Below are 21,324 nucleotides of genomic sequence, written 5' to 3'. Positions count from 1 at the left end.
TCTCACTGCTTTGGAGAGACCAAAGAGTGCAATATGTATCTGGCCTTATGCAGTCGCGAGAGATGACCTTGTCACTCCTCAACCAAAAAACAGCCCTGCACTGTCAGGCTAAACCTTGACTGCGAGGAGTTGTAAATTGAGAGAAAGTTATGAATTTTAACTAGACTTTGTTTGCCGGCTCATTGGGAATTCTCACGAACTCTGTGATTCTATCTTTAAATTTATAGTAAGCAAAACCGGTGATGAGCAATATCACGCCAAGTGAGATGAAGGATACGAAGCGGTAGACGTCGCTTAGATTCGCCGTGTCGTAGAGGAAAATCTTGAAAATGGTGACAGCAAAAAGAATGATAGAGAGGTATCGGGCAAAAATCGACCGGCGGAAAATGCCGACTGCCATCGCGGAGAGCGCATACACGAGCCAGAATCCAGACAACACTACCCTCTTCGTGTTCTCGATGCCCACATCATTTAATACCTGAAATTTCATATTATAGTATCCGAGAATTTCAGAAGTGAACGCCCAAAGAACAAGAAGGTTTGCCGCGGTAAGAAACACCTTTACGATTTTCCTTTCATCATTTGACACGTCAACTGCATTTGCTTTGAAAAGCCACATGAGAAATGCGGTGAAAAGCGCGGCCGCGAGCCCCGTCAGAACTCGGATATTGAAGAGAGAGGAAAATCTTGAAAGATCGAGGTCGGACTGAAATGCGAGAGCAAAACTAAACGCCAGAAATACGACTAGGTAAGACAAGAAGCGTATTATTTTCTCCCGGACGACGAAAGAGAAACTTAGGGCAAGCGTTCCGAAAATAATATAGATAAGCGGGAGATAGAGAAGATAATCCGGGAGAAAATCGTGAGCTTCGAAGCTCAACCAGAGAAATAGGGTCGCAAAAAGACCAATCGAACCTACAAACCTCCCCGCTGTTTTTTCATCTCCGCCGATATTCTCGATTTTCATATACACCCACATCAAAGTCGCGAACATAAGAGCAACGATGGCCACTGTCGCAGAGCGGGAATTAAAAATAGCGACCGCATTTAAGGGCATTCCGAAATCGAACAATACCATCTTCATTCCTGTAAGTATGGCGAGAATTATTCCGCCCACTCTGTTCGAGGAAGTTTTAAGAAGATATCCCACCAGCACCATGACCACGGCCTCGATTGCCCACACTACCGTTACAGTCGAGCCGTCAAAATGAATCGCAGTTGCGAGAGCAATAAAAGGAGTGGCAATAAAAAGCATTGCATTCGAAAATCGCGTCAGCTCTCCCACAGCCGAAAAACCCGCTCGCACCCCAAGCGAAATTGCTATGTAGAAAATACCGATAAGGAGGGCAAAAAGCGCCGTGTCGTTATTGCCACGAATGATAGTGAGATTGAGAAGAAAATAAATAATTGGGATTCCATAGAGAAGAAAGCCGTCTATGCCTTTGTATTGCCTATCGCGAAACACGAAATTCAGGAGGCTGGTTGTAAAGTAAATGAGAAAAAGAAGGGTGGAGTAAAAAAGCGTAATCGCAAAGAGAGCATCGGTATAAGGACCTATCACCCATCGAAGGTAAATCAGACTCGTCCCCAAGAGACTGCCGAGCGTAAGCTCGGGCCAAACCTTGAATCGAGCGACAAGAAGCACTCCCGAGTTTATGACCAGAAGATAGACAAAGAGGACGTGGACGGAGAGAGAAAGAGGTAGGATAAAAGGAATAATAAATGCGCCCAAGAAGGAGTAGGAAACGAGAACCTTGGAGTCATAGAGAAGCGACCCGCCAACTCCGAGAGCCGTAACCACAAAGAGAAGAGTGAACGCAACAGGCATAGACAATAACGAATAGAAACTATATGCCGCGTAGAGTGAAAGGTATAGAATGCCAAGTCCTGCCCCCACCAAAGTGTAGCCATAGGTTGCATATTTTTTCCTCAAAAAATGTCCGAGCCCAACCACAACAATGCCGAAAATAACTCCGAAGATTACCCGATTCAACTCTGAAATAAGATTATTTTCAAATGCGTATCGCAAAAAGAAACCAATTCCGAGAAGAAGCGCGAGCGCACCCACACCCGTCATCACCTTGCTTCCGAGGGCGAATTCGGTATTTCCATCGCCTTCCTTTTTCTTTGTGGGAAGTACAGCAGAAGCTGGCTGTCCTTGCATTGTTTGCGAAACGACAGGTGTCGGACTCGACATTGGAGAAGGAGTCGACGAAATAACCTGCTGAGGCACCTGTGACTGAGTCTCTCCCGATGATTCCCGAGGCGCGCTTTTTACATTACCTATCTCGCCCATTCTCCTTTCGACTTCTTTCACCCGGCTTAATAAGTAAAAGAACATTATGAAGAGAATCACTATTAGTAGAGCACTCATATTTTTAGAGGATAATAATAATGCTTTAATTATATAGTGATTACCGCCAATGAAAAGGGGCGAAGCGAGGTGTTTACATGAAAAAACCCCGCGTGTGCAGGGCTGGAATTGAACGCTCAAGAGCGTTAAAAAAAGAAAACAGAATGCCCGCTTTCCTACTTTGGGACCACGGCCACTAGAAAGCGAGGGTACATCAACGCATTTTTGATTCGGCTCTCACCCTCACGCCACTCAAGCCCAATGCGACGGAGATCCGGCACGTAGAGGTTTTTATCCGCACCGTTAAAAACAGTCCCTGGAAAGATCAGGAAATCTATCCGGGTCGGAAGGTGCGCCAGGAACTTCCAGTTTTCGGACTTCACGAAGAAATCGCGGGCGCAGGCATTCAAGGGAAGAAAGGAAGGAAGTTCTTCCTGCACTCTTGCGAGATACTCATCGCCAGAGAGACTGACCTCTCCACGAAAGACGCTTTCGGCGGCAATCATCGATAGATCAACAATCCCGCAAGAAGAATGTGTTTTGATTGACTCCCCTTTGTGAGCCCAGCCGGGAATCTCCGGCTCGACGCCGCAGTCGAGGTGAAGCTTTTTTCTGTTGAGCTTTCGTAATCCGTCGAGAACTCGGTCGCGATTCACCTCATCATTAAAAAAACTCTGATGAAGTTCGTGAGTGAGTCTTGTAAAAGCATCTATCTGCTCTGCGGCTGGTATCTGATTCTGATTTGTGTCGGCTAGGCGTTTCGCCATACGGCCTTTCTTTTGTTTTGCCCTGTTTTTTAACGGGCGGTGGTTTGAGTGTCGAGCGCATCGCCACAACGGAGAATTGCCTTCTAAGGCAATTCTCCGTTGTGGCGATTACAAGTTAGCTTAAAGAACTGGCAAGCGCTCGTACATTTCTTTTTTAAAAGCACGCATATCCGCCTGCTGGCGGATTCTCTGCTCGCGCCGGCGCGCTACGCGAGGCTTTAAAAAAGAAAGTACTCGCTTCATCGTCTAAGAAAAACTCTCATGATATTATACACTATAATAAACCATAATGTCAACTGGGGTGAATTTTATTAAAAAAACAAAGGCTGACGCGTGTGCATCAGCCCTTTGCCTATTTGATTGTGGGAATAGGCAGTTTCTCACTTCCTTTAAGAACAGAAGATTCTAAAACTTCAAACGAAGTCCCGGAAGTGTGGAAGAATGAAACTGTTGCGTCTTCCATCGCATTGAAAATTCTAGGAACTAAAAATTGGAAGAGCAGAATTACTAAAGCTAATCCAATGGCTCGGTTAATTCTCATTTTGGTGAAAATTAAGGAGAGTGGAATGCACTGCGGAAGACTATCCCGCAATGTGCCTAGTAATTAAGACAACCCTCCTCTTCACTTTCTACCTCACAATAGTGGACGCGAAAAGAGAGGAAAAGGGTTGTTTCGCCTGTCAAAATCTACCTGACTGCATTATATCACATCTACAAAAAAATGCAAGTGCCGCTCGTACATTTCTTTTTTAAAAGCACGCATATCCGCCTGCTGGCGGATTCTCTGCTCGGCTCGTCAGCCTGCGCAAGGCTTTTAAAAAGAAAGTACTCGCTCTATCGTTTTAAGAAAAGAAAACTCCCAAACAGTTACCTCTGTCGCTTATCGAATTTCCGATAGACTTCATCGTCATTTCTCTTCCCTATTAAGACAATGAACAAGACTTTCGGAGATAAGCGAAGAATGACTCGATACTCCCCAATATCTGATCGATAAAATTTCTCGTATCCGTGTAATTTCTGTGTATCAGAAACTTGGGGATTATGAGCAAGCAGTAAAATTTTTCCCGCTATTTGGCGCCGATGCTTTGGCACCAATTTCTTAAGAAACTTTGCGGAATCACGAGAGAGATTAATCTCGAGCATCAATAATTTTTTTAAGAATCTTAGAGCTTCCTGCAGTTCCAATATATCCTTTTTTATTAGAAAGAGATGCCAATTTTCCCCAGTATGCATCTTGTGTCATTTTAAATTCCTGATATGCGCGAGCAGACAAAAGAACTGCTACCTCTCGGCCGTGCTTTTCTATAGAAATCGGATACTCTCTGGCTTCATCGAGTAGGCGCCCAAAATTGTTTTTAGCCTCTTTAGCTGTAAAAATTGTTTTATTCATAGTAGCTACTATAGCCAAAATGGCTTTTATGTCAAGTCACTGCTACATCTTTGGCGGAACCTGAATTCCAAGAAGATTCAGGCCGTTTTCGATAACAATCGAGAACGCTTTAGTCAAAGCGATTTTGTAAAGTGAAGATGAGTCACTTTTTGAGACAATTTGACCCTCCGCATAGAACGTGTTGAAAGACGATGCGAGCTCGATGAGGTAGGTTGCAATATAGTTTGGAGCATATTCCCGCCCCGCTCGCTCAACGACTTCAGGAAACCGATAGAGCATTTTTTCTAAAACGACACTCCGCCAACCACTTGGAGGCCTCGCCTCCAAGTTGGATCCGTAGTCTATCTTTTCTTCATCGGCCTTTTTCAAAATCGATTTTGCCCGGACGCAAGAATACTGAAGATACGGACCCGAGTCCCCTTTCAAATTGATAATCTCATCCCAATTGAAAACAATGTCCTGTCTACTCTCGCGCTTCAAATCATTAAATTTAATCGCTCCCATAGCAACCACTTTTGCAGTCTCTTTGTTTATCTCACCTGCTCGAACCTCCGCCTCGTCGAGAACTTCTTCGAGCCAGATAACATTGCCCTTTCGAGTGGCCATTTTCCCTTCCGGAAGCCGAATAAACCCGTGCATAACATGCACCCTTTCTCCATTCTTAAAATACCCGAGCATCTCCTCAACTTCATACAACTGCGAGAAATAGAGAGACTGCTCGACTCCCGTTTCGTTTACTATCATTATCTTGTCGCCATATTTTTTCTTCCTCCACTTGTCTGTGGCCAAATCGCGGGTGGAGTAAAGAGTGGCTCCGTCCTTTTTCTGAATCATTAAAGGGGGATATTTTTCATTTTCAAAAAATACGAGCCGAGCCCCTTCGCTCTCTTTTACTATTCCCGCCTTCTCGAGGTCTTTGAGAACCTCCGGAATCATTTTTTCATAAAATGATTCTCCTTGTTCGGTGTCAAACGGGCGAATAGCGAGTCGCGAGTATATTTCTCTAAAATAATCTTTTGAAATTGAGACAAGTTCGCTATAGAGCTTCCGTGCAGTCTTGTCTCCTTTTTCAAGCTTTTGAAACGCTTCTCTTGCTTCATCTTCGAGTGTCGGGTCTTTTTCCGCTTCGGCGTGAAATTTGACGTAAAGGTCGACAAGATACTTCATTTTGTTTCTGCTTTTCTCAAGCTCTGTCTGGCTTCCCCATTTTTGAAAAGCGACGATTTGCTTGCCAAATTGCGTGCCCCAGTCGCCCACATGATTGTCCCGAATGACCTTGTATCCGGAAAAATCCAAAATGTTCGCAATGGCGTCACCGATAATGGTGGAACGAAGGTGTCCCACAGTGAAAGGCTTTGCGATGTTCGGAGATGAATACTCGACAAGTACACACTTGCCTTTCCCCGAAAAACCCTTGCCGAAACTTTTTTTGGCTTTAATAATTTCGTCCACTGACTCGGCAAAGAAATCTTTCGAAAGGAAGAAATTTACAAACCCTGCGCCCGCGACCTCAATTTTTTCAACATGTGGAATTCTCTTCTCTTTCAATTTTGAGGCGATTTTCTCCGCCAAATCTCGCGGTTTGGCTTTGAGCTCTTTGGCGAACACTAGCGCGACGTTTGTCGAGTAATCGCCGTTTTGAAGATTGTCCGAGTGCTCCAAAACAAAATCTCCTTCAGGAATTCCAAGTTCTCTTAAAGCTTCTTCTATGTGTTTTTTTAGGTCTTTGTAGATCATATTTATTATCAGGTTTCCATTTTAACACTGAAAAACCTAATGAAAAGAGATCGAGAGTCTGCGTTTTTTTCGAGAGAGCGAGCTCTCTTTAAAAAAGATTGTCCACAGCCCGCCGGCTTGGTTCTTCGGCGGGCGAGGACTAGCGAGTTTTTCGCTGGAAAAAACGAGCGCTTTCTTTTTTAACGTGAGCGAGTGGTTTTTACTCGTGCAACTCGAATGTCCTGTTTAAAATAGCATTTTTAACGGCAGTATTTCCTTTCAATACACAAATCCATTTTATCTCTTCCTTCTTCGGGACGACAACTCCAAGCCAATGATTAGTTTTAAAATCCTCTTCCATATTTTCTCGAGACTGGTAGGTTAATTTGTTGGACTCGATAACCGCGCGCGCTTTTTGAAAAGTCGCGCTACTTGTAAACGAAACAAGAAGCGACCCCTTTTCGTAGTCCACGCCCTGGACCTTCTTCTGCTCCTCATCCATACATATTTCAAAATCACTTTCTTCAGCTTTTATATCGATAGAAATCGGAGATGAAGCCGTCGACTCCGCTTTTGGCTCGGGAAGAACAGTAGGAACGGGAGTAAAGGAGGACACCGGTGCTTGGTTCCACTGTCCGCCTTTTATCACAAATACCGATGCCCATACCGACACACAAACACCTATAAAAATGACGGAAAAGAGAACGAATTTTATGTCCTGTTTCATTATGTAATTTTAGCACAAATTAGCCTCGACCGATTGCAGACTCCAATTCAGCAAAGGAATGGATAGTATATGTGGGGATTTCGATTGCGTCCACAGGCGAGAGCTTCGAGTATTTCCCCCGTGGAAGATACACGGTTACGCACCCGAGCATGTTCCCAAACCGAATTTCGGTATCAACGCGATCACCGATGATGACACAATTCTTGGGATTTTCTACTCCATACTCCTTCACTATTTTTTTAAAAAGTTCCAGTTTCTCCGTCCCGTCTGCACAGATGTAAATTTCCTTAAAATACCCGCGGATTCCCAATGTTTTTATTTTTTTCTCCTGCCTCTTTCTCTCCCCATGCGTGACCAAGATTTTTTCCGGCTCCTTTTTTTTGAGAATTTCCAAAGCGTCGGGAAATAATTTCATAGTCTCAAAATTGGGCGTGACTTCGTCAAGCCGGAAGGACGTGTCATAGAGTGTGTCGTCAAGGTCAAAAATGTAGAGTTTCGTGGACTTCATATCGTTATAGAGAGGCGATAATTTTGGCGAGAGCGTCGGAATCGTGTCGCAGGAGGTCATCGCCTTTGTAAAGCGACGAGGCAACAATTTTTTTTCCGTATTTTGCCAAATCATCATCCAAGACAACTGGATATTTTTTCTCCTTGGCGTACGCGCCCATAACTTTTTTGGAAACTTTCTTGCTATTGCAGATAATGAAGTCAAACTTTTCGATGCGAGCGTAAGAAAGAATTTCTCTTGCGCAATCGGAAGCGGAAAGATTGTTCGTTTCTCCCCATCGAGTCATAAGATTCATGATGTAAATCTTCTTTGCCCTGCTTTTCCGAAGCGCTTCCTTCATGCCTTCCACCAAAAGATTGGGAATAAGAGAAGAATACAACCCCCCGGGACCGATGATAACCAAGTCGGCGCCGACGATTGCCTTTTTCGCTTCGAGAAATAGCTTGGCACTCGGTGCGAGAAACACCTCTTTCACTTTGAGATTACCATCATGTTTGGGAACGGAAATATTGGTCTCGCCTTCAATGATTGTGCCGTCCTCAAGCCTGGCGTGCACATGGGCATTATCGAGAGAAACAGGAAGGACTTGGCCGTTAATATTCAAAAGTTCCCCCGCTTTCTTGATCGCTTTCGCGTCGTCTTTGAGTATGTGAGTGAGGGCGGTCAAGAACAGATTGCCGAAACTATGCCCATTCAATGTTCCGCCATTTTTAAACCGATATGCGAACAGCTCCCTCAACATAGGCTCTTTTTTTTCCTCCGCGAGAGCGATGAGACACTGCCTGACATCACCCGGAGGAAGAATGCCGAACTCGTCCCTTAGAATCCCGCTTGAACTTCCAGAATCAAACATCGTAACGATTGCAGTAATTGCAAATGGATATCGCTTCAGGCCCCGAAGGACGCTTGAATTCCCCGTTCCGCCTCCAATAACCACAACCTTTCTTTGTTTCTGTTGAGCTGTCATACAAGAATTATTTGCGGAGAATTGTATCTATTCTTTTTGCAATCGCAATAAAATCTTTTTCCTTGAGTCCCCGCGTCGTTTCGGCAGGAGAACCGAGGCGGATGCCAGAAGGGTCCCAAGGTTTCCGAGTGTCAAAAGGAATCATGTTTTCGTTTACAATAATGCCCTCCGCCTCAAGTTTTTCCGCCGCTTCTTTGCCTCCGATTCCCTCTCCCCCTTTCCAAACATCCACGCGAAGAAGGTGACTCTCCGTTCCACCCTCCACTATTCTCCAGCCGAGGCTCATAAGTTTGTCGGAAAGCGCTTTCGCATTCTTTTTTACTTGGACGGCATATTTTTTGAAAGCAGGAGTTTTTGCCTCTTTTAAAGCGACAGCCACAGCCGCTATCTGGTTGAAATGCGGTCCGCCTTGAAGCCCCGGGATAATCGCCTTATCTATTTTTTTATACAATTCTCGAGCGTCCCTTCGAGAAAAAATAAGGGCCGAGCGAGGACCACGAAGTGTTTTGTGGGTAGTCGTGGTGACAATATCCGCGAACGGAAAAGGAGAGGGGTACGCCCCGCCAGCAACAAGCCCGGCAAAGTGAGACATATCAACCATAAGCAGTGCCTTGGAAGCGTCGGCAATTTCGCGAAATTTTTTAAAATCAACAATGTGCGCGTAAGCGGTAAAACCGGCAACAATAATAGTTGGCTTTTCGGCAATCGCCATCCTTTTCACCTCCTCATACTCAAGGAGCTCCGTTTTTGCGGAAACACCGTAAAGCACGGAGTCCCAAAATTTTCCCGTCATTGAAACTTTTTGCCCATGAGTCAGATGGCCTCCGTGGCTCAAGCTCATGCCCATTATTTTTCCGCGCGCGGTCTTTGCTCCCTGTGAAGAAGAATTGCCCTGGGGAACGAGGGCCAAGTACACCGCGAGATTTGCTGGAGAACCGGACAATGCCTGAACATTTACCGCCCATTCCTCTGCTTTTAGGCCAAAAAGTTCAAGCGCTCGATTTTGCGCCAATTTTTCCACTTCATCAACGATTTTTGTCCCGCGATAATACCGCTTGCCCGGATACCCCTCTCCATACTTGTTGGTAAGCTCGGAGCCGAGAGCTTCAAGCACATCCTTCGACACATAGTTCTCCGAAGCGATTAAGTTAATCACTTTTTTCTGCCTTTTTTTCTCGGCCTCTATGAGCTTTTTGACTTGTAAATCCTTCATTGGAGCTATATGTTGGCTAGTGGAGGTATTGTAGCAATCCGCGCCAAAAAGAAAAGCCGCTAACAATATGTCGCTAGTAGCAGGGAATCCTTGAAACAAGATGCTCAAGAATTATGGAAGAAGTTTTTTTACTTCTTGAAAAATTTTTTCGTGAATAAATTCGCGAGAAAGAAGAGTGTCTCCAGATGTGCAATTGATTACGGTCCAGCGATATTTCCTCGCTAAGGAGAGGTACATCATGGACGTTTTTTTTAGATGCCCTATATCATCCTCGTGGATATCCCTTTTCCTTTTTCCAAGATATGCCCTTCGTTTCTTGCCGTCCACTAATTTTTGTCCCAAGAGAGGAGGAATGTTAAGCAATATGGTAAGAGAGGGCCGAGGAATGCCGAAAATTTCATATTCCAAATTATCGAGCCAACGCAAAAAATGCTCGCGCTTTTTTCGATTGCTTATCTTACTTCCTTGATGTCCCATATTGGCGGACACGTATCGGTCAGAGAGTACCGTGTAACCTTGTTCAAGCTTTTTTTTAATCTCGAAAGACGCGTCATAGCGGTCGAGCGCATAAAAAAGAGATGCTTTGTAGGGACCGACTTTTCCATACTCCCCTCTTAAATATTTTCCCACAAAATATGAGGACGGCTTTTCGTATCTAGGAAAGTCGAGAGCACTAACTTTTTTTCCTTCTTTTTTAAGTCTTTTTAGAAGAAGCGCAACCTGTGTCGCCTTTCCCGACCCATCGGTGCCCTCAATGACAATGAGTTTCCCTTTTTTCATCCAATAATGAAATTATGCATTTCTTATGCCACTCGGCTTGTTGTCGAGATTTCGCAATCCTGCAACCGTCAGTTCCGCCTTGATTGTCGGATGTGGGTTATATCCCGTAAGCACCACGTGTTCAGTCTTGAAATTGGCTAAACTTTTGGCCTCTTTCGAAATGGAAAGAGTTGGAAATTTTTTCGGTTTCCTTAAAAGTTGTTCACGGACCGCGTCAAAATGATTTTCGTAAATATGGACATCTCCGAAGGTGTGCACGTATTCGCCCACCTCCCGTCCAAGAATTCGCGCGACGATGTGGCACAAAAGCGCGTAGCTTGCGATATTGAACGGCACTCCTAAAAATATATCCGCCGAGCGCTGATAGAGCTGGAGCGAGAGCTTTTCGTTCTTAATATTAAACTGAAACATATTGTGGCAGATGGGAAAATGGTTCACCTCCTCCGGCTTTGCCATGGAATAGAGATACTCCGGATTCCAAGAAGAAACAATGGCGTTGTGGCACCCAGGGTCATTGCGCAATTCGTCAACCGCAAAATTAAGTTGGTCTATTACTCTTCCGTCTTTTGCCGGCCACCTGCGCCATAGCTCACCGTAAATGTGTGGCAACTCACCGTATTTCTTTGCAAACACAGCATCGCCTTTTATTTTTGAAATAAATTCCTCTTTAGTCAATTCCGGTAATTTTCCTTTTTTTGACAGTTCAGAATACATTTGAAAGGGGTAGTCATCCCAAATATGGACATTGTTCTCCACCAGGTAGCGAATATTCGACATCCCCTTAAGAAACCAATTAAGCTCGTGCAGAACTCCATTCCAATATACTTTTTTTGTTGTAATGAGCGGAAAGCCCTTCGATAGATCGAAGCGGATTTGTCGTCCGAAAACTCCGTAGGTTGCGCGACCATGCCCTGCATCAACTTGCCGATCTCCTTTCTTGAGAATCTCTTTTAAAAGATTTAAATATTGGTATTCTGGATGCTCCATAATTTTAAGAGTTACTTCTTTCTTTTTTGAGAAGGTTTTTTTGAATTCGCCCCTTTAGGCGCAAAATGCGCAGAATTAATGAGATCGTATCTTCCCACTTTTTTATAGTCCTTGCTGGTCGGGCTCGTTAGGCGGGCAAATAAAAGCTGGGCCACTTCCATTCCCGGTCGAAGAATCAAGGGAACATTGTTGGTGTTTACAAGCTCAAATGTCGGGTAAAAATAGTGCCCGGGATTAAAAAGCATCGCGGTATTGTGCACAACAAGCCCCGCCCGAGCCAGAGAGCTTTTCCCGGAGAGTAAAATGAGATGATGATTATCTACTCCGATAAACTCTTTCTGTTTCCCCAAGACGCTTTCTCCGGGGTGAAGAATGAAAGGCTCCCCGTCCTTGATGCGAATTGTGCGCGTCATGGGAAACAATTTTTTGGAAGGGTCCACGGCAGTTGTGGAATGGCGATTGGTGACTTCAAACTCATTCCCAAGCTTCACATCGTAGCTTGCAAGTTGAAGTTGCTTCAAATGAAAAGGCCGAATGGTTATTGAACCATCTTTGATTGCTTTTTTTATGTCAACGTCGGAGAGAAACATCGTAATGATTTGTTAAGCTAATATTTTTAGGTCTGCATATTTGGATGCTATTCGAGGCGCTTTCGAGCAATGTGACCAAAGTGTAGTTAATGCTACTCTGCGGGAACATGCGGAGAAAGCAACGAAGAAGAGCGCCAAATATGCAGACCTCACTCTATGTTAAATACTTTATCAGTTCCGTAATAATCCCGCCAGTTCCGATTATAATGCGAAAACATCCGCTCTAGGCGATCCTGTTTTAATTCCTCTACACCTAGTTCTTTCATAAGAAGCTCGAGATTAGACCGAACGCTGTCTTTCTTTTTTTCATCATCTACAACTTTTTCAAATTCGGCAAGGTAGCCATATCCTGCATTGCGGTCAAGACACACGGTAATATCTCCCACGGTAAATTCTTCCCTCTCCCTGGACCATTTCGCTTGGTATTCCAAACCAGAGACTAAAATAATTTTGTCGAGTTCATCGAGCGTTTTGTCAAGTATAACAGATTCAAATTCCATTCTAGAAACTGCATTCGCGCTTGACCCCTCGCCAACCGATGCCTTCACTACCAAAAGCAATGTATCATCCGTCTGTCTTGTGCGGATAGAAAAATCCTTAGCGCGAGTTACGATATCTGTAAAAAGAGATTTTTTGTCCGACTCAATAAAAGGAAAAAGTCTGTCACGAAAACTGGAAAGATCTCTCCCCACAAAGTAATGGTTAAGTTGTCTTCCTTTTTTACCTGGAACTGCTCCCTTAGCTTCAAGCTTCGCTCGAAAATCATCGGCATTCTTTTTCTCTCCGAGGAGGGTTTTTATTTCTATTTCGTATTGGTGTCCCATGGTTTTTTATAATTGTTGTAAGTATAATAGACCCGTAAGTCAAATCAACATGACAAAACCTAAAATCAGTATCGTAGTTGCAATCACCAGAAAAAATGCGGCCATTGGACAGGGAGGCAAGCTCCTTTTCAGAATTCCCGACGACTTGAAGCGATTCAAGGCGATTACTCGAGGCCACCCCATCATCATGGGAAGAAAAACTTTCGAATCCATCGGCAGACCGCTTCCGGAAAGAGAAAATCTGGTGGTCACCAGAAACAAGGATTACCACCCGGAGGGAGTTATTGTCCTCCATTCGATCGAAGAAGCGATTGAAAAAGCCAGAGAAATTGAGAATCAATCCGGAAATGACAACGGGAGAAGAGAGATCTTCGTCATAGGCGGAGGAGAGATATACAAAGAGGCTCTCCCTTTCGTCGACAAATTGTACCTTACGCTTGTCGAATCTGATGCAGAGGGCGATGTCTTTTTCCCCGACCACAGTGATTTTAAAAAAGAAACGTTCAGAGAAAACCGCTCCGACCTTAAAACCGGTCTCCATTACACCTGGATTGATTTGGAGAGATAAGAGAGTGTAAGTTAGTATGCTAGTAAGTTAGTAAGTTAGAAAAAACTGCCCGCCTAAGGCGGACAGTTTTTTGCTTCAACTTTTCACTTTTTACTCCCGCCCGTTCCGAAACGGCACGTTCGGGCGGGTCACGTTCGGGCGGGTTACACTTTCAACTTACTTGACGTCCACTCCCATCGATCTTGCCGAGCCTTCAATGATTTTCATCGCGGCCTCAACGTCGTTCGCATTCAAATCTTTGAGCTTCTTCTCCGCAATCATTTTTACTTGGGCGCGAGAAAGAGTTCCAACTTTTTCTACTGCATTTTTACCCGATCCTTTTTCTTTGCCGATGGCTTTCAGAATCAAGTCTGTTGCTGGCGGGGTCTTGAAAGTCAGTGTGAAGGTTTTGTCTTCAAAAACGGTAACCTCCACAGGCACCAAGTCTCCCATCATGGATTTTGTGCCTTCATTAAATCTGGTGACAAATTCTCCAATATTCACTTTTGCCTGACCCAAAGTAGGACCGATAGGCGGAGCAGGGTTAGCCTTGCCTGCGGGAATAATGAGCTTTAGTTTTTTTGTGATTTTCTTTGCCATATTTTTTTCTAATTTAGCTTTTCTTTACCTGCAGATAGTCCAACTCCACAGGTGTTTCTCTCCCGAACATCGAGACTAACACTTTGACCTTGCCTCGCTCTTCGTCAACTTCGCTTACCTTGCCTTCAAGCTCCTTAAACGGTCCATCCACAATGACGATAGAGTCTTCGATTTTAAGGTCAATCGTGTGCTTCACCGTATCGGAATTCATCCGTTTAAATAAGGTTTCCACCTCCGCCTTATCTAGGGGTACCGGATACACTCCGGAGCCGACGAACCCAGTAACTCTTGGGGTATTTCTTACCACATACCATGAGTCGTCTGTCACAATCATATCGACAAGGATATACCCGGGATAGATTTTCTCCTCCTCCTCGATGCGCTTTCCGCCTTTTATCTTAATCTTTTTTTCCGTAGGAACAAGGACATTGAAAATTTTGTCTTCCATGCCTAAGGATTCGATGCGCTGTTTCAGATTGCGCGACACGGCATTCTCATACCCTGCATAGGTGTGGATTGCGTACCAATTTCTTTCTTCTTTTAATTTTTGCTTCATAATGTTAAGAACCCTTAACGAATAGGGCATGCGAATAAGAAGAATCTGATTTTATTCGTGTCATTCGCATACATTCGTGGATTTGCATCGGGTTATATGATCTGTTTCAAAAGAAGAGTAAAGAGGTAATCAAAGAGACCCAAAAGCACCCCGACACCCAAAGAAATGATTATGACGAATATGGTGTAAAGAATGGCCTGCTTTTTAGTGGGCCAGCTCACATGCTTCATTTCTACCCGCGTTTCCTTTATGTAGTTTGATAGGTTCATAGGTATACCTATAACTGATAACTGAATAACAAATTACTGAATAACGAAAAAAAATAATCTTTAACCTCTTGGTTATTGGTCATTCAGTTATTTGTAATAGGTTATAAGTTTTTTACTAAAAAACCCCTTCCGGGGACTCATCAATTATAGTACACCCCTGACAAAAAAAAGTCAATGTCACTCCATAATTAGCAAAAATCCCCGACTGCTCGGGGATTTTCTCTATTTACTTTATCTCGTAGGTAATTGTTACGCTTGATGTTATCGTATTTTCGCCCGAGGGTATCGCCGGCGCAGGAGCAGACATGGTTGACCGTTCATCGTTAGCCATTTGCGCTTTCGCGTAATAAGGTATTGGCTGACTTCCTTCAGTGAAACTCACAACTCGAACCACTTTCACATGAAGAGCTTTTGAAAGCTCGTCTACTTTCGTTTGGGCATTCCCAATCGCAGCTATGCGAGCTTCAGTTTTAAGAGCATCCTCGTCGTCCAAAGTAAACTGAAGACCGCTGACGTTTTGAACCGAGAGAGATCCGATTCCGGAAAGGATTTTGCCCGCATCTTCCGTTTTTCTAACTTTCACGTTCACGCTTTGACTCACTTCATATCCTTTTAGAGTCTTTTTTTCGGGAGGGCAGGAAATAGTATTACAAGGAAATCGCTCAAACTCGTAATTCGGATTAATTGAATATCCGGTAGTTTTTATGTCTTTATCCTCGATACCATTTGACTTGAGAAAACTTATAGCTTTATTGCCTTTGTCCGTGGCCAGCTTCTGCGCTTCGGGAACTGTTGCTCCCTCTTCAATGACAGAGAAGCTGAACGATGCAATGTTCGGAGTCGCATTGGCTTTACCTTCTCCTGTCACCGAAATAGTATTTGAAGGGTAAACGGTTCTCCCTTCATTTCCAAATTGTCTGAACTCATGCAGAGCTTTCGCCAATAGGAATAGCGAGAGAAAAGCAGCGACCGAAATAAAGAGCCACTTGGCATTTCCGCTATACATTCCGCTCCATCCGCTTTCGTTTGTTTGATTGTCCATAATTTTTTAACTAATAACCAATAACTGAATCACTGAATAACCAGGAAAAACTTCTCCCTCATAGGTTATTTGATTCTAAGTAAAGGATTATATGTAACTATTAATACTTCTACTCTATCAAAAACCCCACAATTGTAAACTATGCCTGCCGTCGATACGCTGTCACAACATTTTCAAAGAGCGACGCAACGGTCATAGGACCGACGCCACCGGGCACGGGAGAAATGGCCTGAACAATATTTTTCACGTTTTCGAAATCAACGTCTCCCACCAATGTGCTCCCCAGAATTTCATCCTGAAGAGCCATACTACTATCTTTCTCTTTCGCTTTTGATTGCGGATTGATCCCAACATCAACGATGACATGTCGGGGCAGGACATGAGACACGCCGATAAGCTTCGGATGACCCGTCGCGACAATAAGAACATCCGCGGACTTTGTGTATTTTTCTAAATCCTTTGTTTTACTGTGAGCTATCGTGACCGTAGCGTCTTTCGAGAGACAGAGAAATACAGTCGGCTTCCCAACAAGGGAAGACCTGCCAATTACCAAAACATGCTTTCCGGAAAGTAAAATTCCGTTTTTTTCTAAAAGAGTGAGAATTCCCTTGGTTGTCGCTGGAACAAATGCGTCACTCCTCCCTTCCCAAAGCCTCCCTACATTCACTGCACCCAACCCGTCAACGTCCTTCTCCGGCGCTATCTCGTTCATTATTTTTTCTCGGTCAAGCGATTTAGGAATGGGAAGCTGAACAATGATACCGGAAATCTCCTTGTCGGCATTTGCTTCTCCAATTTTTCGGATAATTTCTTCCTCAGTAACTTTCTCATCAAATTTTTCATGAATGACGCCAACGCCGATAGCTTTCCCGAACTTTTTCTTCGATTCAATATATGAATTTGATTCCGGTCTGTCCCCAATCTGGATAATGAGAAGTGCGGGCTTCTTCTTTAAGCCTCCAATCTCTTTTTTGAGTCTCTCTTTCATATCGTCTCGAAGTTTTTTTCCATCAAGAATATGCATAAGGAAATCTTAGCAGTACGAGAACAAAAAAGCGAGAATGGAGCATTCGTGCGTTTCCTTTTAAAGCACGCATACAGTTTTACTTAAATTTGCTCCGCTCGCGTCGTGTCGACGAGATAGAAGTCGACACCTGTAGACGGCGCGCTAAAAGAGGATTTGAAAAAGAAAGTACTCCCTCCCACGTCTCAAGAAAATCATGTCAAGGACCGTCTCTTGATTCTTTTTTTTTTAAATACTCACCTTCGAAGAGGTCGTAGCTTCATTTGAAGACGAATCTGTCGTGGTCGCGGTAGTCGATGTGGCGTTTATCAGCGCCTCCGTCGAGGTCGCAATCGCTTCAGTTGTTGTGGCCATAGATGGCGTCGATGTGGCAACCGAACTGTCGGTTGCCTCTTTGTTCAACGTGTCGAGAGACACAATCGTTGTGAGATATGTTTTTGCCTGTTCCGCCTCCTGGTTGGCTTGTTCAAAAAGAACATAGGAGTAGCTGAAGCTTTCTCTTAAGTATCTACCTCTGCCGGAAGAATAAGATCGCTGTGCTTTTTTCAATCTCGTTTCAGCTTCATTGTTCGATTTTTCGATAAGTTTCGATTCTTCCAATTGTTCAATCAAGGTGGATACTTCACTGATCGCATCTTTCGCTAACTGCATTTTTGCCTGCGCCGTTTCTTTTTCAATAATCGCGTCAGTTTTAATTCTTTTTTCCGCAGTCGCCCGGGCCTCTTCGGTAGAGTCAATTTGATTCTCGACAGAGCCCAGAAGCGTGCCCACCGTGCTCGTGGCATTCGTGGTTGAGGCATTCTTGTCATTAAGCTCGCCCAAGACAGACTCATGAGCTTTGAGAGAAGACTCAAATTTGGAACTGATTTCAAGAGCGTCTTCGTGTTTGTTCTCTGATGCAAGTTCTTCTATTTTTGCATCGACAGCTTCTGCCTGCTTTTTAAAATTAACATTAAGTTCTTCGGCAATTTTCGGTTCAATGGCACCCCGCGCAAGCAATTTCTCTGTTTCTTTTATTCTCTCCTCTGCAAATTCGAGATGGAGCGATGCCTCCTGCTTCGATGAGAATGTGAGAAGAGACCTCAAGTTTTCGTTCACATTTGTCTTCACCCCATAGAGAGAATCCCCCGGCACTGAATCTTGAGCCGCATAGGAAACACTACCTCCCAAAGTTAGAGCTACTATGAGAATTCCGGTCATGACCCTCATCCTTCCTAAAAAAGAAAGTCTGAAGCGATTGTGAGAAGTAACTATATCCGAGGAAAAAGGCGAAGCAACCGCTCCCTCTCTATCCAAAGAAATGGGATACGCCTCCATAAAGGAACGGATATTCTCCCGTATCCCCTGTTTTCGTTCACCTCCAAATGACTTCGAGTGAAGAGTGATTTCTGTGTGAAGTTGTTCTAATTTTTCTTTAATCATCAAAATGTTCTGTTACTCGTCCAAATCGATATGCAACAATTCCTGAATCTTTTTGATAGCCCTGTTCAGCCTGACCGAAATGACATTTTCGGTCTCGCCGGTAATTTCGGCTATCTTTCCCGGAGTAAGCCCATCAACATATCGCATCGTTATAACCTCGTGATATTTCGGCGGAAGCTTTTCGATACTCTGAAGCACCGTCCCCAGCTCGATGTCTAGCATCATTTTCTTGTATTGCGATTCTTCGCCAGGATCAAACCCCGACTCTGACAGGGCGTCAAGCGAAACGGACTTCTTTTTCCGATACTCATCGATAATCATGTGATTGGCAATGGTATAGAGAAAAGACTTCAAATTTCTGACTTCTTTACCCTCGCGAATGTACTGCCAAGCTTTGGTAAAAGTCTCTTGAACGAGGTCCGTAGCCCGTTCTCTGTCCGACAGTTTAAAATAAAAACGTCGAAATAAAGCGTCGCTTAACTCGTCATAAACCCTTAAAAACTCGTCATTTTTATCTAAATTATGTACCATGCATATAGACGTTTAAGACCGGCATTCCTTACCGGCCCCCGTATTTTTCTACCTTCAATGGTAATAATACCACCCAAACACAGCAAACGTATAATGGCAGAGCCACACAAATGTAACTTGTAACACAAAGCATGTAGCGTGAGAAGAAAGAATTGCTTCCTTTTTTAGGCTACATGTTACACTTTCCTGCGTCGAAATAGTTTTAATAGCTTCGCTATTGAAACTATTTCGACGTGATTTTTGTGGTGCAAAAATCACCAGACTGCAACAATGCCTCCCATAACAATGAGACTCACCAAATAAAATCCCATATTGATGAAGTAGAGATTTACGGGTTTTTTCTCAAAGAGAACTCCACTTAAGCTCGTGGGAATGACTAATCCAATCCAAAGCAAAGCTCCGAGAAGCGCCCCCTCGAGAAGGGTGTCAGCAGACTTGTAATAGGCAAAAAGGGAAAGAACAAAAGCGGTGATAACTGCGCCCACAAAAGTTAAGCCGTAGTTCTTCCACATGTCATTACTGCTCATCCCCTTTTTCATGTCTACTTCCTTTACTCCCATGAGTGTCATCCATTTTTTTCCGAAAAGTATCTGGGAGTACCAAAAAAATCCAAGTGCCATGTTAATAATTGCCGCAACGATTATCGCAAACCAGTTAAGAGCTATCATGTGTTTTTAAGCTATTAGCTTTCAGCTGTTAGCTGTTAGCTTCTAATAATGTTTTTAAAAAATCTTCTAGTATCTCTGCAAGCTAAAAGCTAACAGCTAATAGCTTTCCTTCCTATCCCAAAGCTGATGTGCAATGGGGACACCGAGTCGCTTTAAGAGAAATATCACTGTCGCAAAAAGGACACTTGAAAGTATCTTGTTTGACCTCTTTCTCCTCTTTCCTTTTCATTCGATTAACCTGCTTCACGATAAGAAACACCGCGAAAGCAGTGATAAGGAATGCCAAAAGGTTGTTTATAAAAAGACCAAAATTTAATGTTGGAGCCCCGGCATCTTGCGCCATTTTCAAACTCTCGTACTTCACCCCCCCTAGATTAATATATAGGTTGGAAAAATCAACCCTATGCAGAATGAGGCCCACCGGGGGCATCAGAATGTCAGTCACAAGAGACGAAACAATTTTATTGAACGCTGAACCTATGATAATGCCTACGGCAAGATCCATGGCACTACCTTTAACCGCAAATTCTTTGAATTCCTTGAAGATTTTCATACTAGTAGGTTTAAGTCAGTTGCAAAAATTTTGATTTCTCTGCCTTTAATATTCGCATCTTCTTCTCCACGCCTCTGTTGTATCCACCAATTTCTCCATTGCTTTTTACAACCCGATGACACGGAATTTTCGGGTCATAATTTTTATTCAAAATATTTCCGACTGCTCTATACGCTCTCGCGCTTCCTGCCCTCTTTGCCACTTCGCCGTAAGATAAGGTCCCTCCGCGTGGAATCCCCTTCACGACTTCAAATACTTTTTGCGTAAAATTGGCTCTCATAATTCTATAATATTTTTGTAACATATAACATACAACATGTAACATATAACATACAACATGTAACATTTGAAAGGAGAATTCCCCTTCTTTGTGTTACATGTTATATGTTACATTCTTCTGCATGCATTGATCTCGTCCCGAAGTTTTTTAGCCTCCCCCTTAGGATTTTCTGAAAAAATGATTCCTCGAGCAGAGTTTATAATCATGCCTTGTTTCTTTGAGTTTAAGCCTACTTTGACTGCGCGCTCTACATCTCCTCCCTGCGCGCCGACTCCAGGCACAAGAAATGTCATGTCTCCCACGATGCCCCGAATTGACTTCATCTCTTCGGGATAGGTTGCACCAACGACTAACATGCAGTTTTCATTTCCATTCCACTCTGCGCTCACTTTTTCCGCAACAATTTGCCAAATTGGTTTGCCATCAATTTTTAAGTCTTGAATTTCTCCCGCGCCCTTGTTTGAAGTCCGGCAAAGAATGATAGAACACTTATCTTCCCTTTGAAGAAATGGCAAAAGGGCTTCTCTTCCAAGATACGGATGCAGGGTTACCGCATCGAATCCGAGCCAATCGAAAATCGAAGATACATATCCTTCGTTTGTGTTTCCGATATCCGCCCGCTTTGCATCCAAAATAGTAAAAATTTCAGGGTATTTTTGGATAATATAGTCCGAGGTCATCTTGAGCTCCCTCATCCCCTTGTCTCCCCTCGCCTCATAAAAAGCGCTGTTCGGTTTGTAGGCCGCGGTATATTCATGAGTTTCTTCAATCACAAATTTGTTAAATTCAAACTGGGGGAATTCAAACTTTTTAAATTTTTCTGGAATTTTTTCAAAATCGGCATCAAGCCCGACGCAAAGAAGCGAGTTAACCGTATCGGCTCTTCTACTGTATTTATCGATAGGGTTCATAAATATAATGCAAATCCACGAATGAATGCCCACCCGTACCCCGTCCGACCGAGCCATCCGGGCGGGCGAATGCCACAAATAAATTTCTCTTATTCGAAT

Annotated in this window: 25 protein-coding genes; 2 read left to right on the top strand and 23 right to left on the bottom strand. The window is 43.7% G+C overall.

The features are described from left to right. Positions 1 to 160 precede the first annotated feature (160 nt). Positions 161 to 2,374: a DUF2339 domain-containing protein gene (locus ABI430_03730; GenBank protein ID MEO8637982.1), complete on the bottom strand. Its 2,214-nt coding sequence runs from the start codon at positions 2,372 to 2,374 to the stop codon at positions 161 to 163. Between the two features lie 155 nt (positions 2,375 to 2,529). Next, positions 2,530 to 3,120 (bottom strand): hypothetical protein, encoded by a 591-nt coding sequence (locus ABI430_03725; protein ID MEO8637981.1) that lies wholly within the window; start codon positions 3,118 to 3,120, stop codon positions 2,530 to 2,532. A 335-nt stretch (positions 3,121 to 3,455) separates the two neighbouring features. Here ABI430_03725 and ABI430_03720 point away from each other — a divergent pair, with 335 nt between their 5' ends. Beyond that, positions 3,456 to 3,728 carry a hypothetical protein gene (locus tag ABI430_03720; protein ID MEO8637980.1) on the top strand — a complete coding sequence of 91 codons (273 nt, stop codon included), beginning with the start codon at positions 3,456 to 3,458 and terminating at the stop codon, positions 3,726 to 3,728. A 521-nt stretch (positions 3,729 to 4,249) separates the two neighbouring features. Here ABI430_03720 and ABI430_03715 read toward each other — a convergent pair. From ABI430_03715 to ABI430_03670, 10 genes are all read right to left on the bottom strand, one after another. Beyond that, positions 4,250 to 4,510 carry a type II toxin-antitoxin system Phd/YefM family antitoxin gene (locus tag ABI430_03715; protein MEO8637979.1) on the bottom strand — a complete coding sequence of 87 codons (261 nt, stop codon included), beginning with the start codon at positions 4,508 to 4,510 and terminating at the stop codon, positions 4,250 to 4,252. 42 nt (positions 4,511 to 4,552) lie between these two features. Continuing rightward, positions 4,553 to 6,247 (bottom strand): arginine--tRNA ligase, encoded by a 1,695-nt coding sequence (argS, locus tag ABI430_03710; protein ID MEO8637978.1) that lies wholly within the window; start codon positions 6,245 to 6,247, stop codon positions 4,553 to 4,555. Positions 6,248 to 6,446: 199 nt separating this feature from the next. Then, entirely contained in the window at positions 6,447 to 6,953 is a 507-nt protein-coding gene (locus tag ABI430_03705) for a hypothetical protein (protein MEO8637977.1), read from the bottom strand. Between the two features lie 19 nt (positions 6,954 to 6,972). Then, the gene (locus ABI430_03700) at positions 6,973 to 7,461 is read right to left on the bottom strand and encodes an HAD family hydrolase (GenBank protein MEO8637976.1); all 489 of its coding nucleotides are present in this window, start codon (positions 7,459 to 7,461) and stop codon (positions 6,973 to 6,975) included. Positions 7,462 to 7,465: 4 nt separating this feature from the next. Continuing rightward, a complete protein-coding gene (locus tag ABI430_03695; GenBank protein MEO8637975.1) occupies positions 7,466 to 8,428 on the bottom strand; it encodes a gluconeogenesis factor YvcK family protein in 963 nt (320 codons plus the stop codon). Between the two features lie 7 nt (positions 8,429 to 8,435). Beyond that, positions 8,436 to 9,641 (bottom strand): serine hydroxymethyltransferase, encoded by a 1,206-nt coding sequence (glyA, locus tag ABI430_03690; protein ID MEO8637974.1) that lies wholly within the window; start codon positions 9,639 to 9,641, stop codon positions 8,436 to 8,438. 111 nt (positions 9,642 to 9,752) lie between these two features. Next, positions 9,753 to 10,421, bottom strand: coding sequence for a thymidylate kinase (locus ABI430_03685; protein MEO8637973.1), 669 nt, complete (start codon positions 10,419 to 10,421; stop codon positions 9,753 to 9,755). 12 nt (positions 10,422 to 10,433) lie between these two features. Further along, entirely contained in the window at positions 10,434 to 11,408 is a 975-nt protein-coding gene (locus ABI430_03680) for a thymidylate synthase (GenBank protein ID MEO8637972.1), read from the bottom strand. Between the two features lie 11 nt (positions 11,409 to 11,419). Further along, the gene (dcd, locus tag ABI430_03675; GenBank protein ID MEO8637971.1) at positions 11,420 to 11,998 is read right to left on the bottom strand and encodes a dCTP deaminase; all 579 of its coding nucleotides are present in this window, start codon (positions 11,996 to 11,998) and stop codon (positions 11,420 to 11,422) included. Positions 11,999 to 12,147: 149 nt separating this feature from the next. Beyond that, positions 12,148 to 12,822, bottom strand: a complete 675-nt coding sequence (locus ABI430_03670) for a CYTH domain-containing protein (protein MEO8637970.1) — start codon at positions 12,820 to 12,822, stop codon at positions 12,148 to 12,150. 49 nt (positions 12,823 to 12,871) lie between these two features. Here ABI430_03670 and ABI430_03665 point away from each other — a divergent pair, with 49 nt between their 5' ends. Next, complete coding sequence (locus ABI430_03665; protein ID MEO8637969.1) at positions 12,872 to 13,390, top strand: dihydrofolate reductase; 519 nt, start codon at positions 12,872 to 12,874, stop codon at positions 13,388 to 13,390. Between the two features lie 156 nt (positions 13,391 to 13,546). Here ABI430_03665 and rplK read toward each other — a convergent pair whose 3' ends face one another. From rplK to pyrF, 11 genes are all read right to left on the bottom strand, one after another. Then, positions 13,547 to 13,969, bottom strand: a complete 423-nt coding sequence (gene rplK, locus ABI430_03660) for a 50S ribosomal protein L11 (GenBank protein ID MEO8637968.1) — start codon at positions 13,967 to 13,969, stop codon at positions 13,547 to 13,549. Positions 13,970 to 13,982: 13 nt separating this feature from the next. Further along, positions 13,983 to 14,525, bottom strand: a complete 543-nt coding sequence (gene nusG, locus ABI430_03655) for a transcription termination/antitermination protein NusG (protein MEO8637967.1) — start codon at positions 14,523 to 14,525, stop codon at positions 13,983 to 13,985. 92 nt (positions 14,526 to 14,617) lie between these two features. Then, entirely contained in the window at positions 14,618 to 14,794 is a 177-nt protein-coding gene (gene secE, locus ABI430_03650) for a preprotein translocase subunit SecE (protein MEO8637966.1), read from the bottom strand. A gap of 226 nt (positions 14,795 to 15,020) precedes the next feature. Further along, positions 15,021 to 15,836 carry an SIMPL domain-containing protein gene (locus ABI430_03645; protein ID MEO8637965.1) on the bottom strand — a complete coding sequence of 272 codons (816 nt, stop codon included), beginning with the start codon at positions 15,834 to 15,836 and terminating at the stop codon, positions 15,021 to 15,023. Between the two features lie 139 nt (positions 15,837 to 15,975). After that, the gene (locus tag ABI430_03640) at positions 15,976 to 16,860 is read right to left on the bottom strand and encodes a bifunctional 5,10-methylenetetrahydrofolate dehydrogenase/5,10-methenyltetrahydrofolate cyclohydrolase (GenBank protein MEO8637964.1); all 885 of its coding nucleotides are present in this window, start codon (positions 16,858 to 16,860) and stop codon (positions 15,976 to 15,978) included. Between the two features lie 228 nt (positions 16,861 to 17,088). Beyond that, a complete protein-coding gene (locus ABI430_03635) occupies positions 17,089 to 18,282 on the bottom strand; it encodes a DUF5667 domain-containing protein (protein ID MEO8637963.1) in 1,194 nt (397 codons plus the stop codon). Between the two features lie 12 nt (positions 18,283 to 18,294). Beyond that, positions 18,295 to 18,813 (bottom strand): sigma-70 family RNA polymerase sigma factor, encoded by a 519-nt coding sequence (locus ABI430_03630; GenBank protein MEO8637962.1) that lies wholly within the window; start codon positions 18,811 to 18,813, stop codon positions 18,295 to 18,297. A 254-nt stretch (positions 18,814 to 19,067) separates the two neighbouring features. Continuing rightward, on the bottom strand, positions 19,068 to 19,481 hold the full coding sequence (locus ABI430_03625; GenBank protein ID MEO8637961.1) for a DUF1761 domain-containing protein: 414 nt from the start codon (positions 19,479 to 19,481) through the stop codon (positions 19,068 to 19,070). A 112-nt stretch (positions 19,482 to 19,593) separates the two neighbouring features. After that, positions 19,594 to 20,028 carry a large conductance mechanosensitive channel protein MscL gene (gene mscL / locus ABI430_03620; protein MEO8637960.1) on the bottom strand — a complete coding sequence of 145 codons (435 nt, stop codon included), beginning with the start codon at positions 20,026 to 20,028 and terminating at the stop codon, positions 19,594 to 19,596. A 16-nt stretch (positions 20,029 to 20,044) separates the two neighbouring features. After that, positions 20,045 to 20,314 carry an MGMT family protein gene (locus ABI430_03615; GenBank protein MEO8637959.1) on the bottom strand — a complete coding sequence of 90 codons (270 nt, stop codon included), beginning with the start codon at positions 20,312 to 20,314 and terminating at the stop codon, positions 20,045 to 20,047. Positions 20,315 to 20,421: 107 nt separating this feature from the next. Beyond that, positions 20,422 to 21,225: an orotidine-5'-phosphate decarboxylase gene (gene pyrF, locus ABI430_03610; GenBank protein MEO8637958.1), complete on the bottom strand. Its 804-nt coding sequence runs from the start codon at positions 21,223 to 21,225 to the stop codon at positions 20,422 to 20,424. Positions 21,226 to 21,324 lie beyond the last annotated feature (99 nt).

This window comes from Candidatus Taylorbacteria bacterium, from assembly GCA_039934295.1.
GTDB lineage: Bacteria > Patescibacteriota > Minisyncoccia > Phycocordibacterales > HO2-43-120 > HO2-43-120.
The sequence above is the reverse complement of the archived record's forward strand: the minus strand, read 5'-3'. Positions and strand labels throughout refer to the sequence as shown.

Bases quoted from the DNA above. Each gene is read 5' to 3' on its own strand.
- glyA (MEO8637974.1), bottom strand. From the start codon at position 9,641: ATGAAGGATTTACAAGTCAAAAAGCTCATAGAGGCCGAGAAAAAAAGG.
- ABI430_03725 (MEO8637981.1), bottom strand. From the start codon at position 3,120: ATGGCGAAACGCCTAGCCGACACAAATCAGAATCAGATACCAGCCGCA.
- argS (MEO8637978.1), bottom strand. From the start codon at position 6,247: ATGATCTACAAAGACCTAAAAAAACACATAGAAGAAGCTTTAAGAGAA.
- ABI430_03615 (MEO8637959.1), bottom strand. From the start codon at position 20,314: ATGAGAGCCAATTTTACGCAAAAAGTATTTGAAGTCGTGAAGGGGATT.
- ABI430_03635 (MEO8637963.1), bottom strand. From the start codon at position 18,282: ATGATTAAAGAAAAATTAGAACAACTTCACACAGAAATCACTCTTCAC.
- nusG (MEO8637967.1), bottom strand. From the start codon at position 14,525: ATGAAGCAAAAATTAAAAGAAGAAAGAAATTGGTACGCAATCCACACC.
- secE (MEO8637966.1), bottom strand. From the start codon at position 14,794: ATGAACCTATCAAACTACATAAAGGAAACGCGGGTAGAAATGAAGCAT.
- ABI430_03625 (MEO8637961.1), bottom strand. From the start codon at position 19,481: ATGATAGCTCTTAACTGGTTTGCGATAATCGTTGCGGCAATTATTAAC.
- ABI430_03705 (MEO8637977.1), bottom strand. From the start codon at position 6,953: ATGAAACAGGACATAAAATTCGTTCTCTTTTCCGTCATTTTTATAGGT.
- ABI430_03685 (MEO8637973.1), bottom strand. From the start codon at position 10,421: ATGAAAAAAGGGAAACTCATTGTCATTGAGGGCACCGATGGGTCGGGA.
- ABI430_03630 (MEO8637962.1), bottom strand. From the start codon at position 18,813: ATGGTACATAATTTAGATAAAAATGACGAGTTTTTAAGGGTTTATGAC.
- rplK (MEO8637968.1), bottom strand. From the start codon at position 13,969: ATGGCAAAGAAAATCACAAAAAAACTAAAGCTCATTATTCCCGCAGGC.
- ABI430_03665 (MEO8637969.1), top strand. From the start codon at position 12,872: ATGACAAAACCTAAAATCAGTATCGTAGTTGCAATCACCAGAAAAAAT.
- ABI430_03715 (MEO8637979.1), bottom strand. From the start codon at position 4,510: ATGAATAAAACAATTTTTACAGCTAAAGAGGCTAAAAACAATTTTGGG.
- ABI430_03695 (MEO8637975.1), bottom strand. From the start codon at position 8,428: ATGACAGCTCAACAGAAACAAAGAAAGGTTGTGGTTATTGGAGGCGGA.
- dcd (MEO8637971.1), bottom strand. From the start codon at position 11,998: ATGTTTCTCTCCGACGTTGACATAAAAAAAGCAATCAAAGATGGTTCA.
- ABI430_03645 (MEO8637965.1), bottom strand. From the start codon at position 15,836: ATGGACAATCAAACAAACGAAAGCGGATGGAGCGGAATGTATAGCGGA.
- ABI430_03700 (MEO8637976.1), bottom strand. From the start codon at position 7,461: ATGAAGTCCACGAAACTCTACATTTTTGACCTTGACGACACACTCTAT.
- ABI430_03680 (MEO8637972.1), bottom strand. From the start codon at position 11,408: ATGGAGCATCCAGAATACCAATATTTAAATCTTTTAAAAGAGATTCTC.
- ABI430_03730 (MEO8637982.1), bottom strand. From the start codon at position 2,374: ATGAGTGCTCTACTAATAGTGATTCTCTTCATAATGTTCTTTTACTTA.
- pyrF (MEO8637958.1), bottom strand. From the start codon at position 21,225: ATGAACCCTATCGATAAATACAGTAGAAGAGCCGATACGGTTAACTCG.
- ABI430_03670 (MEO8637970.1), bottom strand. From the start codon at position 12,822: ATGGGACACCAATACGAAATAGAAATAAAAACCCTCCTCGGAGAGAAA.
- ABI430_03640 (MEO8637964.1), bottom strand. From the start codon at position 16,860: ATGCATATTCTTGATGGAAAAAAACTTCGAGACGATATGAAAGAGAGA.